Annotated in this window: 7 protein-coding genes; 6 read left to right on the top strand and 1 reads right to left on the bottom strand. The window is 71.3% G+C overall.

The genetic code is table 11. The features are described from left to right. Position 1 precedes the first annotated feature (1 nt). The 6 genes from B116_RS0109010 to B116_RS0108985 all read left to right on the top strand — a co-directional run bounded on the left by B116_RS0109010 (position 2) and on the right by B116_RS0108985 (position 12,833). The gene (locus tag B116_RS0109010; protein WP_018723974.1) at positions 2-736 is read left to right on the top strand and encodes a DUF6875 domain-containing protein; all 735 of its coding nucleotides are present in this window, start codon (positions 2-4) and stop codon (positions 734-736) included. Beyond that, complete coding sequence (locus tag B116_RS0109005) at positions 733-4,047, top strand: non-ribosomal peptide synthetase (RefSeq protein WP_027659870.1); 3,315 nt, start codon at positions 733-735, stop codon at positions 4,045-4,047. The genes B116_RS0109010 and B116_RS0109005 overlap by 4 nt, the downstream gene beginning before the upstream one ends. Next, positions 4,044-8,546: a non-ribosomal peptide synthetase gene (locus tag B116_RS0109000; protein ID WP_027659869.1), complete on the top strand. Its 4,503-nt coding sequence runs from the start codon at positions 4,044-4,046 to the stop codon at positions 8,544-8,546. The genes B116_RS0109005 and B116_RS0109000 overlap by 4 nt, the downstream gene beginning before the upstream one ends. Then, positions 8,539-9,945: an MFS transporter gene (locus tag B116_RS0108995; RefSeq protein ID WP_027659868.1), complete on the top strand. Its 1,407-nt coding sequence runs from the start codon at positions 8,539-8,541 to the stop codon at positions 9,943-9,945. The genes B116_RS0109000 and B116_RS0108995 overlap by 8 nt, the downstream gene beginning before the upstream one ends. Positions 9,946-9,957: 12 nt before the next feature. Continuing rightward, positions 9,958-11,022, top strand: coding sequence for a methyltransferase (locus tag B116_RS0108990; protein ID WP_018723978.1), 1,065 nt, complete (start codon positions 9,958-9,960; stop codon positions 11,020-11,022). Between the two features lie 62 nt (positions 11,023-11,084). After that, positions 11,085-12,833: a galactose-binding domain-containing protein gene (locus B116_RS0108985; RefSeq protein WP_027659867.1), complete on the top strand. Its 1,749-nt coding sequence runs from the start codon at positions 11,085-11,087 to the stop codon at positions 12,831-12,833. Here the strand turns inward: B116_RS0108985 and B116_RS0108980 are convergent. Next, positions 12,755-13,258, bottom strand: a complete 504-nt coding sequence (locus B116_RS0108980) for a helix-turn-helix domain-containing protein (RefSeq protein WP_027659866.1) — start codon at positions 13,256-13,258, stop codon at positions 12,755-12,757. The genes B116_RS0108985 and B116_RS0108980 overlap by 79 nt on opposite strands. Positions 13,259-13,391: the final 133 nt, after the last annotated feature.

The raw sequence follows: 13,391 nt of genomic DNA, 5'->3' as shown, positions 1-13,391 counted from the left end.
TGTGCTGACGCATCCGATGAACGCCGAACAGATCCTGCTCACTGAGTCCGACCTGCACGCCGACCCGCTGCACCCGCTGTTGGTCGGGGCGGTCGACCAGGTGCGGTCCGTGGTCGCCTGGGCCCGGGAGTACCTCTGTCAACCCCATCCGGAGCTGGGCCGCAAGGGCCCGGTCTGTCCGTACGCCCAGGGCTCCCTGGACCGGAAGATCTTCTACCTGGCCGTTCATCGGGGGAAGACCGCCGACGAGGCCGAGCTGGACAAGGTGCTCGCCGTCTACCGGGAGTGGTTCCACCACTTGGACCCGCTCACCGGTCCGTCCGCCCAGTTCAAGACGATCTTGCTGACGCTCCCGGACCTGCCGGACGATGTCGCCCGGGAGGTCGTGGATCGGACCCAGGAGCGGCTCAAGCCGCACTACACCGATCAGGGGTTGATGCTCGGTGAGTTCCACGACGGACCGCCGGCCAAGGGCGGCCTGTGGAACACGGACTTCCGGCCGCTGCGGAGCCCGGTGCCGATGCTGGTGGTCCGGCACATGGTCGCCAGTGATCTGCCATTCCTCGCCGACGACCCGGCGACCTTCGCCAGCTACCTGCGGTATTTCGGGCACGGGGGCCCGGCGTCGCTGCGTGGGCAGGTCCAGGCGGCAGCGCAGCGGCATGGCCTGCCGATACCCGAACCCCGCGCCGATGCCGGCACCTCGCACGCGAACACGAATCAGGGGGTTCGATGACGACCGCCGACTCCACCACGCCCGGCAGCGGCGGCAAGCGTGCCCTGCTGGCCCGTTTGCTCGCCGAACGGGCCCAGGCGCCCCGTAGCTACCCGGTCTCCTTCGGCCAACAGCGGCTGTGGTTCCTGGACCGCTTCACCGGGGGCATCCCGGTCTACAACATCCCGGTCGCCTTCCAGGTGCACGGGCCACTGGACGTCGCGGCGCTGCGTACCGCGCTGACCACGCTCGTCAACCGGCATGCGGCGCTGCGTACCACGTTCAGCGAATCCGGCGGCGAACCGGTACAGGTGGTGCGACCGACCGGCGAGGTGGATCTCACCGAGACAGACCTGACCGGGCTGCCGGCGGAGCAGCGTGAGGTCGAGGCCACCGCGCTCGTTCGAGCGCACTCCGGGCAACCGTTCGACCTGGCCGCAGGCCCGCTGCTGCGGGTGGCGGTGATCCGGACGGACCCGGATCGGCATCACGTGGCGTTCTGCGTGCACCACATCGTCTTCGATGCCTGGTCGATCGGGGTGCTCTTTCAGGAGTTGGAGACCGCGTACGCGGCCGCACTGGCGGGTGTCCCGGCCGACCTGCCCGACCTGCCCACGCAGTACGCCGACTTCGCCGTCTGGCAGCGGGAGCGGCTCGCCGGTGACGCGCTGCGTCGACAGCTCGACCACTGGGTTTCGCATTTGCGTGGGGCGCCGGCCCTGCTCAGCCTCCCGACCGACCGGCCCCGCGCGGCCAATCGCTCGTATCGGGGTGCCTGTCACTACGTCACCGTCCCGGCGGCGACCGTTCGCCGCGTTGAGGAGTTCAACCAGGGTGCCGGGGTCACCATGTTCATGACCCTGTTCGCCGTGTTCCAGGCGGTGTTGTCCCGACACAGCGGGCAGGACGACATCGTGATCGGTACCCCGGTCGCCGGCCGGGAACATCCCGACCTGGAGCGGCTGGTCGGCTTCTTCGTCAACACGCTTGCCCTGCGGGTGTCGTCCGCCGGCTCCCCATCGCTACGGCAGCTTGTTGAGCGGGTACGGGAGGTCACCCTCGTCGGTCTCGGCAACGCCGAGGTGCCGTTCGAGCGGGTGGTTGAGGAGATGCAGCCAGAACGCAGTCTGGCCCACGCACCGATCTTCCAGGCCCAACTGATCCTGCAGAACGCACCGCAGAACGCCTTTAGTCTCGCCGGCTGTACGACCAGCCCCCTGCAGGTCGACAGCGGCACCGCCAAGTTCGACATCACCCTCGCCGGTGAGCTGACCGACAAGGGCGCCCTGCAGTTGGCCTTCGAGTACGACGCCGAACTGTTCGACGTCGGCACGGTTGACCGGCTGGCCCGGCACCTGTGCACCCTGCTGGACACGGCGGTCGCCGAGCCGGATCGTCCCCTGACGCGGCTTCCGCTGCTCAGCGGAGTGGAGCGGTGGCGTGCCGTGGTCGAGTGGAATCAAACCGACCGGGGTACGTTGCCGGTCGACACCCTCCTGGACCTGCTCCCCACCGACTCCGCCGAGCCCGGCGCTCCGCCTGCCGTCATCGGTCCGGACGGGGCCGTGGACCGGGCTGAGCTGCACCGGCGGGCCGGACAGATCGCCCGGCAACTGCTTGCCGCCGGTGTCGCCCCGGACACCCCGGTCGGCATCTGCCTGGATCGCGGGGTCGACATGGTCGCCGCGGTGCTGGGCGTGTGGCGGGCCGGTGCCGGCTACCTACCGCTCGACCCCACTCTGCCCCCGGATCGGCTGCGCCACCTGCTCGCCGACTCCGGCACCCGGGTCGTGCTGACCCACCGGGCGGTCGTCGCGCGGCTCGGCCCGGTGCTGGCGGGTTCGGTGACGGTGCTGCTCGACGATGCCACCGACGACCCCGGCCGGGCGGAGCCACTTCCGGCGGTCCCGGCGCATCCGGACGCACTGGCATACCTGATCTACACCTCGGGGTCGACCGGTCGACCGAAAGGGGTGGCGGTCCCGCACCGCAGCGTGACCAACCTCGTCGCCTCCTTCCACGATGACCTGGACTTGACGCCCGAGGACCGGTTCGCCGCGGTCACCACCCTGTCGTTCGACATCTCGGTGCTGGAACTGCTGGTGCCGCTGCTGCTGGACGTCCCGCTGCTGGTCGTGGGCGCCGACGAGGTCGGCGACGGGCCGGCCCTGCGTCGTCGGCTCACCGAAGCGGGGATCACCGCCATGCAGGCCACCCCGGCGACCTGGCGCCTGCTGCTGGCGTCCGGCGGGGTGCCGCCGGCGCTGCGGCTGCGCCTCTGCGGCGGTGAGGCCCTGCCCCGGGACCTCGCCGATGCCCTGCAGGCCGACGGCGTGACCCTGTGGAACTGCTATGGGCCCACCGAAACCACCGTCTGGTCCGCGGCGGCCCCCGTGGCGCCGGCCCCGGCCGCGGTGGACCTCGGCTCGCCGATCGCCAACACCCGGATCTACCTGCTCGACGAGGCGTACCAGCCGGTGCCGGTGGGTGTGGTGGGAGAAATTCACATCGGCGGGTCCGGTGTGGTGCGCGGATACCACGGCCGGCCCGGCCTGACCGCCGGTCGGTTCGTCCCCGACCCGTTCGCCGACCACCCCGGTGCCCGGCTCTACGCCACCGGTGACCTGGCCCGGCAGCGCGCTGACGGCCGGCTGGAGTTCCTCGGCCGCACCGACCATCAGGTCAAGGTGCGCGGGTTCCGGATCGAGCTGGGCGAGATCGAGTCCCTGCTCCGGGGCCACGATCTGGTCGCGGACGCGGTGGTCGGCACCTGGGCCGGCGGGGACGGCGACACCCGCCTGGTGGCGTACGCCGTGCCGGCGTCCGGGGCCGACCCGGAATCCCTCGCCGACCAGGTCCGCTCCGACCTGGCCGGCCGGCTGCCGGAGTACATGCTGCCCGCGACCCTGGTGCCGATGACCGCGTTGCCGCTCAACGGCAACGGCAAGGTGGACCGGAACGCCCTGCCCGCCCCCACGTGGACCGACTCGCGGGTGGAGCGGGTCGCCCCCCGCGACGCCCTCGAGCAGGTACTCGCCGGAGTCTGGCAGGAGGTACTGCAGGTCGAGCGGATCGGTGTGCACGACGACTTCTTCCGCCTCGGTGGCCACTCTCTCCTCGGCGCGCAGGCGTTGAGCCGGATCGGCGCCGCGCTGGAGACGGAGGTGCCGATCCGGATCCTCTTCGAGGCACCGACGATCGACGCGATGGCCCGCGCGTTGCGCTCCACGGAGGAGGTAGCCGGCCGGACCGATGCCGTCGCTGCCCTTCGGACGGAGGTGGCCGACCTCTCCGACGAGGAACTACGGGCCCTGCTGGGAGGGGCGGAATGAACGCCTCCGGGACCGACCGTGAACGGCTGATCCAGGAACTGATGGCCCGCCGGGGTCTGGCCCGCCAGGTGCAGCCGGCCGGGATTCCGCCTCGGGACCCGGATGCCCGGGTGCCGCTCTCCCCGATGCAGGAGGGCATGTGGTTTCTCGACCAACTCCAGCCGGGAAGCACGGCATACGTGCTCAGCCGGGCGGTGCAGGTCACCGGCCGGTTGGACCTCGTCGCGCTGCAGTCCGCGCTCGACGAGGTCGTCGCCGCGCACGACGCCCTCAGGACCAGGTTCGTGCAGCGGGATGGGGAGGTGGAGCAGGTCATCCTGCCCGCCACCGACCCGGCGGCCCGATGTCAGGTGGTCGTGGAGGACCTGACCACGGTGCCGCCCGCCGCCCGCGAGTCCGCAGTGGCCGAAGTTGCCAGCCGGGAGAGTGAAACACCGTTCGACCTGGGCCGGGGCCCCCTGCTGCGGGTCCGGTTAGGGCAGCTGGACAGCGACGAGCACCTGTTGGTGGTCGCCCTGCACCACATCATCGCCGACGAGCTGTCCTTCGACATCGTGCTCACCGGGCTACTCGACGGCCACCACCGCCGGCTCACCGGGGCAGCCGCCCCGACCACTCGGCCGGCCACGCACTTCCCCGACCACGTGCTCTGGCAGCGGGACTGGTTGGCCAGCGCCGCCGCCGACCGGTCACGCGAGTTCTGGACCGACCAGCTGGCTGGTTGTTCCGGCCTGCTCGACCTGCCGACCGACCGTCCGCGACCTGCCACCCTGACCTTCGCCGGCAGCAACCACAGCTTCGCTCTCACCGACGACCTGATCGCGGCACTTGACGGTGTGGCGCAGCGGACCGGCTGCACCCGCTTCATGGTTCTGCTCGCCGGTCTCCAGGTGCTGCTGGCCCGCCTCGCGGGCACCGACGATGTCTGCGTCGGTGCTCCGGTGACGCTGCGCACCAACCCCGAGCAGCAGCAGTTGGTCGGCCTGTTCGTCAACAGTCTGCCGCTGCGTACTGACCTGTCCGGGGACCCGACGCTGGCCGAGGCACTGGCCCGGGTCCGGCGTACCTGTGTGGAATCGATGGCGCATGCCGAGTTGCCCTTCGAGCGGATCATCGAAACCATGCGGTTGCCCCGCGACCCGAGCCGCAATCCACTCTTCCAGGTGATGCTGGTCCTGAACCAGGACAGTGCCGCCAGCCCGCCGGCGGGTCTCGCCGTCCGCCCGGTGCCGGTGCTGCGGAACACCGCCCGGATGGATCTCACCGTGGCGGTGTACGAGTCCCCGGCCGGCCTCAACGCCATGGTCGACTACAACACCGACCTCTTCGACCAGGCGACCATCGACCGGTTCGTCGACCGGTTCCGGTCCGTGCTCTGGGCGTTGGCCACCCGGCCACAACTGCCGCTCTCCGCGCTGGAGTTGGTCGGCCCCGCTGAGCGACACGACCTGGCCTCCTGGAACCACACCGACCGGGCGTACCCGGATGGCTCGGGGCTGCACGAGCTGGTCAGCGCGCGGGCGGCGGCCGACCCGGACGCGCCGGCCCTGCTGGACATCAGCCCGGGCGAGCCGGACCGGCCGGCCGTGACCTACGGGCAGCTGGACGCCGATGCCGACCGGCTCGCCGCACACCTGCGCCGCTGCGGGGTCCGCCCCGACCAGCCGGTGGGGCTCGCGTTGGCCGCCGGCCGTGCCGCCGTCACCGGCATCCTGGCGATCCTCAAGGCCGGCGCCGGCTATCTTCCGGTGGACCCCAGCCATCCCCCGGCCCGGCTGCGTGCCCTACTCACCGCCGCCGGTGCACCGGTCTGCCTGGCCGAGGTCGAGCTCGCCGCCACCCTGGCCGCCGCGCCGGACGCGCGCGACGACGACCCGCCGTACGTCGGTACCGTGCTCGCTGTTGGTGCTGATGGTCAACCGGCGGAAGCCGGCCCGACCGGGGAAACGGCGCCTGCTGCTCCCCGGGCGGTCCACCCGGACCAGCTCGCCTACGTCATCCACACCTCCGGCTCCACCGGCACGCCGAAGGGGGTGATGGTCAGCCACCGCACCGCCGTAAACCTGGCCCTGGCCTTCATCGACCTGCACCGCATCGGTCCGGGTGACCGGCTGCTCATGCTGCCCCCACTGAGCTTCGATGCCTCCGTCGGTGACCTCTTCCCGGCCCTGGTCAGCGGGGCCATGATCGTGGTACACCGGCAGCCGGCCGCGATCACCGGCGCGGGCCTGGTCGAGCTGTGCCGGGCACACGGCCTCACCCTGGTTGACACCGCCGCGCCGCTCTGGGCCCGCTGGGTCACCGACCTTGCCGCGCAGCCCGGTGCGCCGGACGTCGGCACGTTGCGCGCCATGATGGTCGGTGGGGAACCCGTGGACCTGGCGACGGTGCGCCGCTGGGCGGGACTCACCGCCGGCCGGGTCACCCTGCACAACCACTACGGCCCGACCGAGGCGACCGTCTGCGCCACCACCTACGCCACCGTGGACGGCGTCGAGCTGCCCGGCCTGACCCGGTTGCCGGTCGGCCGCCCGGTGCCCAACGTTCAGGTGCACGTCCTCGATCCCAACCTGCGGCCGGTGCCGATCGGCCTCGCCGGCGAGGTCTGGATCGGGGGCACCGCCCCTGCCCGCGGATACCTCGACAATCCCGGCGAAACTGCGAACCGCTTCGTCCCGAACCCGTACGGCCCCGCCGGGTCGCGGCTCTACCGCACCGGCGACCTCGCCCGGCATCGTGCTGACGGTAGCCTCGAATTCCTCGGCCGGACCGATCAACAGGTCAAAATCCGGGGCCATCGGATCGAGATCGGCGAGGTCGAGGCGGCCTGTGCCGCCCTGCCCGGGGTACGCCGTACCGCCGTGATTGTCGATCATGCCCCGGCCGGCCCTCGGCTCGTCGCCTACCTGGTCGGGGACGACGCCACCCCGATTGGCTCCGAGGCGAGGATCGCGCTGCGCCGCCGGCTGCCGGAGTACCTCGTCCCCACCGCCCTCATCCGGGTACCCGACCTGCCCACCAACCGGCACGGCAAGCTCGACCTGGCCGCCCTGCCCCGACCGGAGGAGACCGACCGACCAGCGCACGAGCCGCCGACCACCCCGACCGAGAAGACGCTCGCTGGTATCTGGGCCGAGCTGCTCGACACCGGCCAGGTGGGCCGGCACGACAACTTCTTCGACCTTGGTGGACACTCACTGCTCGCCGCGGGTCTGGCGACCCGGGTTCGGGCCGCGCTCGGGGTGGAGCTGCCGCTGCGGGCACTCTTCTCCACCGCCGACCTCGCCGACCTCGCCGCCGTTCTTGACGGAGTCGAGCCCGCCCAGGACAGCGGCGTTGACCTGCTCCGCGCCGAGGCGCGACTCCCCGCTGACCTGGTCGTACCGTCCGGGATGTCGGCTGCGCCGGTACGTGCGGTGCTCTGCACCGGGGCGACCGGATTCCTCGGGGCGTACCTGCTCGCCGACTGGCTCGCCAACAGCACCGCCACCGTGCACTGTCTGGTCCGGGCGGACACGCCGACCGCCGCACTTGACCGGGTCCGCGGCAACCTACGCCGGTACGGCCTCTGGCGGCCGGAGTACGCCGCCCGTCTGATCGGCGTCCCGGGCGACCTCGGCGCACCCCGGCTCGGCCTGAGCGGTGCGGACTTCGCCGAGCTGGGCGAGGGGCTGGACGCGATCGTGCACAACGGCGGCGTGGTCAACTTCGTCGCGCCGTACTCGACGCTGCGCCCGGCCAACGTCGGCGGCACCGTTGAGGTGCTCCGACTGGCCAGCACCGGTCGCCCGAGCGCGGTCCACTTCGTCTCCACCCTCGGGGTTTTCGTCACCCCGTCGCACCGGGGCACCCTCGTGCGTGAGGGCGATGTCCCGGCCGACTGCGACGGGCTCCCCGACGGCTACAACGCCAGCAAGTGGGTGGCCGACGAGTTGGTTCGGGCCGCCCGGGAACGGGGGCTGCCGGTCAGCGTGCACCGGCCCGCCCGGATCACCGGGGATGCCGGCAACGGCTGCGGCAACACCGACGACTACTTCAGCCGGCTGTTGAAGACCTGCGTGCAGCTCGGCGCCGTACCGGAGATCGACGACCCCGCCGACCTCGCACCGGTCAACTACGTCGGGGCCGGCATCGGGCACCTGACCCGGGCGGGGGCGACGACGGATCACCATTACTACAACAACCAGACCATGTCGTACGCCGCCCTGACCGCCGCACTGGCCAGCTTCGGTTACCCGGTGACCTCGGTGCCGTACCCGCGTTGGCGGGCGGCGCTGCTGGACCGGCCGGACGCTGCGTTGGCCCAGCTCGCCCCGCTCTTCGAGGTGGACACCCCGGTTCGGACGCAGCCGGACTTCGACTGCACCGGCACCGAGGCGACGCTCGCGGCGGCCGGGATCACCTGCCCGCCGGCTGACGAGCGGCTGCTGCACACCTACCTGTCGGCGTTCGTGGCCGCCGGTTTCCTCGACCCACCGCCCGGGAGTGCCCATGGTTGAGCGCACGGTGCCCACCGCCCGGTGGGCCGCGATCTGGCTCGGCCAGCTCGTCTCCCTGATCGGGTCGAGCCTTACCGCGTTCGTCCTCGGGGTCTGGGTCTATCAGCGCACCGGTTCGGTCACCCAGTTCTCGCTGATCTTCCTCGCCGCCACCCTGCCGGCGGTCCTGATCGCGCCGTTCGCCGGGGCGCTGGCCGACCGGCGGGACCGCCGCGGCTTGATGCTGGTCGCCGACACCGTGGCTGCCGCCGGGACGGCGGCGCTCGCCGCGCTGGTCGCCGTCGACGCCCTCCAGGTATGGCACATCTATCTGGGTACCGCGGTGAGCGCCACCGCATCCGCTGTGCATCAGGTCGCCTACCAGGCGATGACCCCGGCGCTGGTCGGCAAGCGGCAGCTGGGCCGGATCAACGGGCTGATGCAGATGTCCCGGGCGGTGCAGATCGCCGCGCCACTGATCGCCGGGGTGCTCGTGGTGACCGTCGGGATCGGCGGGGTGATGGCGATCGACCTGGGTACGTTCGTGGTCGCGGCCTCGACCCTGCTGTTGGTCCGGCTACCCGTCGAGGTGACCCGCCCGGCCGGATCCGGCCCCGCCGAGGCGGTACTACGGGGAGCCGCTGCCGGCTGGCGGTATCTGCGGCAACGGCCGAGCCTGCTTGCGCTCATGGTGGTCTTCGGCGCCTTCAACTTTCTCTTCGGCATCGCCGGGGTCCTGGTGCAGCCACTGGTCCTCTCGTTCGCCACGGCGGACACCCTCGGCCTGCTGATGTCAGCGGGGGGCGCCGGTCTCTTCGCCGGCAGCCTGGTGATGGGAGTGTGGGGCGGGCCGACGCGCCGGGTCACCGCTGTCTGCGGTGGACTCGCGCTCGGGGGAGTGGCGCTCGCACTGCACGCGGCGGCCCCGTCCGCCTGGCTGATCGGGGTGGTGGCCCCGCTCTTCCTCTTCACCCTGCCGATCGTGAACAGCTCCACCATGACCCTGATTCAGACCAAGACCGAGCCCTCCGTGCTGGGTCGGGTGCTCGCCACCGCCCGGGTGATCGGGGACGCCAGTGTGCCGCTGGCGTACGTGCTGGCCGGGCCGATCGCCGACGGCCTCTTCGAGCCGCTGCTGCGTCCGGAGGGGGCGCTCGCCGATTCGGTCGGCCGGGTGATCGGCACCGGGGAGGGCCGCGGTATCGCGCTGCTCTTCGCGGTCACCGGCGTGACGATGGTGCTCCTCGCCGCGTTCGCCTGGACCCGACCGGTGCTGCGCGCCGCCGACGATCTTCCCGACGCGCTGCCCGACGAGACCTCGGGTCCCGACGATCTCCCCGACCCCCCGGGGCCCGACGATCTCCCCGACGACACCTCGGGTCCCGAGCACGTCTCCGCCGACCGCCAACCCGCCACCTGAAGGAGTTCTGCCATGCCGGTGCCGTTGAGCCCGGAGGAGGCGCAGCAGTTTCACGCCTCCGACGCCGCCCCCGCCGCATTTCTCGACCTGCTCGACGCGGTTTCCTTCCGTAGTGCCGGCGCCGCACTTCGGCTGGGAGTCTTCGAGGAGTTGGCCGGCGGCCCGCTTCCGGTTGAGCGGCTCGCCGTCCGTATCGGCACTGATCCACTCGGTCTGCGGATCCTGCTCGACGCGTTGACCAGCTTCGGCTATTTGGTCCACGCCGACGATCAGTACGCCAACAGCGCCAACACGACCCGCTGGCTCCTGCGGGCCGCCCCGGACAGCTTCGCGCCGGTGCTCGCCTTCTGGTCGGCGTTGCTCACCGGTTGGTGGCATGACCTGGAGTCGTCGATCTGTTCCGGAACTCCGACCGGTGACTTCTACGCCTGGCTGGAGCAGCGACCGGAGGTCCTGGCGGACTTTCAGACCATGCTGCGTCGACTCGCCGACGGGCTCAGTGCGGAGATCGTCGAGCTGCTGCCGGTGCCGGCCGACGCGCGTAGCCTGCTGGATGTCGGTGGCGGGCACGCGAGCTATCCGGTGGCCTTCCTTACCGCACACCCGCAACTGCGGGCCACCGTGGTGGACCTGGCTGGTGCGCTGACCCAGGGGGCGGAGACCGTCGCCGCCGCCGGCCTGACCGACCGGTGCACGCTACGGGCGGGTGACCTCTTCGAGGCCGACTTTGGTACCGGTCACGATCTGGCGTTGCTCTTCAATGTCGTGCACGGATACCAGGCGGCCGAGACGCTGACCCTGCTGCGTCGGGTCGCCGCCTCGTTGCGCCCCGGCGGCCGGGTGGCCCTGCTCGAACCGCTCGCCACGGCGCCGGAGCAGCCGACGGCCGGTCTGGGCGCGGCGTTCGTCCGGATGTTCAGCCTGAACCTTTTCCACACCCAGGGCGGCCGGGCCTACGGCCACGACGAACTCGTCGGGTTGCTGCACGAGGCCGGCTTCACCGCCGTACGGCAGCAGGTGCTCAGTGGCTCGGAGACGGATCATCTGGTGATCGCGCAGCTCAGGCCGCTTGACTAATTCGAGTGTATCGATGACGCTGAGAGCGCTCTCTGCCACCATCACCCGTCCGGGAGCCCGTCATGCCGACAGCTCGCCTGATCTCCCACCGTCCCCGTTACCGCCTCGCGCTGGCGTTCGCGGTCCCGCTCATCCTGCTCGCCACCGTCCTGACACTGCCCGCCCAGCGGGCCCAGGCCGCAGCCGTCCTGCTCTCCCAGGGAAAGCCGACCACCGCCTCCTCAGTCGAACTAGCGGACACACCGGCCACCGCCGCCACCGACGGCGATCCGAACACCCGCTGGTCGAGCGAGTTCAGCGACCCGCAGTGGCTCCAGGTTGACCTGGGCAGCGCCGCCACGATCAGCCAGGTGACCCTGCGGTGGGAGGCCGCCTACGGAAGTGCCTTCCAGCTCCAGGTTTCGGCAAGCCCCGCCGGCCCCTGGCAGACGATCTACCAGACGGCCGCCGGGACAGGCGGCACCCAGAACCTCACGGTCAGCGGCACCGGGCGCTACGTCCGGCTCTACGGCACCGACCGGGGCACCGAGTGGGGCTACTCCCTGTGGGAGTTCGAGGTCTACGGCACGAGCGGCTCCACCTGCACGGGTAATGCCGCACTCGGTCGGGACGTGGCGGCCTCCTCGGTCGAGACCGCCGCCACCCCGGCCACGGCGGCCGTGGACGGCAACGTCGCCACCCGCTGGTCGAGCGCCTTCGCCGACCCGCAGTGGCTTCGGGTCGACCTCGGCGCGGTCCGGACCATCTGCCAGGTCGTCCTGAGATGGGAGGCGGCCTCCGCGCGGGCGTTCGAGCTGCAGACCGCCGACAGTCCGGCTGGACCGTGGACCACCCGCTACGCCACCACGACCGGCGCCGGCGGCGTGCAGACACTCGATGTCGCCGGCACGGGACGGTACGTGCGGATGTACGGCACCGCCCGCAACACCCCGTACGGCTACTCGCTCTGGGAGTTCGTGGTGCGTACGGCGGAGTCGGACCCACCGCCGAGCGACGACTTCTGGGGTGACACCAGCACGATCCCACCCGCCCAGAACGTCCTCACGGTCAAGATCCTGAACCGCACCAACGGACGTTACCCCGACAGCCAGGTGTACTGGAGCTTCGGCGGCCAGACCCGCTCCATCGCCGAACAGCCGTACATCGACATGCCGGCGAACTCGGCCGGCCGGATGTACCTCTACCTCGGCTCACCCAACAGCCAGTATCGGGACTTCGTCGAGTTCACCGTCGCCACCGACCGCTTCAACGGCAACACCACCCGGGTGGACGCGTTCGGGCTCCCACTCGCGATGCGGCTCCGCGCCGGTGGCGGATACGACAAAGCGGTCGGCGAGACCGAGGCGATCTTCGCCGAGGACCGCGACACGACGTTCCAGCGCTTCTCCGACGCGATGCCGGCCGAGTTCAAGCACCTCGCCACGATCGAGGCGCCCTATCGTGTGCCGTCCCCCGGCAACACGCCCCAGTTCCGCTCGGGCGGTCAATACGCCGACTACCTGAGCGGGTACGCGTCGTCGGTCGGTATCCCCGCCACCACCGCCCAGATCTTCGGGTGCTCCGGACCGCTGGCAAGTGACCCGGACGGTTGTGCCGCGTTGAACCGGCACGTCGCCCACCTGCCCCGGTCGCAGTGGGAGGACCCGAACCTCTTCTACCAGCAGGCACCGGCGAACTACTACGCGAAGTTCTGGCACGAGCAGTCCCTCGACGGCCTCTCCTACGGCTTCCCCTACGACGATGTCGCGGACCAGTCCTCGTTCATCTCCGCGGGCGACCCGGAGTGGTTGATCGTCGCGGTGGGGTGGTAGCCGAGCCAGGTCAGCGCGATGATCGCGCGGTCCACATCGTGGCGTAGGAGACAGAGCCGGTCCACGAGAGCGGCCGGTGAATAGCCTTCGGTGCCGTCCACGGTCTCCCGCCACGTGGCTGGGGGGCCGCTGGTCGGGGCGGCACCGCCACCGCGCGGCGGGACCGCGCGGTGGCGGTGCTCCCGGCTGGCGATGCGGTCATATTCGGCGGTGAGCACCCCGCCGGTGCGCAGCGCCTCGTCACAGCGGGTCCAGAAGGGCCGTTCCGGGTGCTGGCGACCGGTCTCGGTGTTCGCCACGGAGCTGCGTCCGTATTGGACCAGTCGAGCGAGACCGTGCTGGGTCTGCCCGGCGGCCCGGCGCAGCTCGGCGAGGCGACGGCCGAGGGCGCGACGGGCGGACCTGGTGTCGTCGGTGTCGCGCATCGCTGCCACCCCCGGGTCGCGGTCACGATGAGCGAACACCGTAGCTGTCGGCGGTGACACTTCCGTCCGCCGCCGCCGACGCGTTCGGGTGATGTCGGAATCGGTGTCGCGGCTGCCGACATTGTTGGCGCGC

The sequence above is a fragment of the Salinispora fenicalii genome, from assembly GCF_000514815.1.
Lineage (GTDB): Bacteria > Actinomycetota > Actinomycetes > Mycobacteriales > Micromonosporaceae > Micromonospora > Micromonospora fenicalii.
Note: the sequence above shows the minus strand (reverse complement) of the source record. Positions and strands in the feature narration are given on the sequence as shown.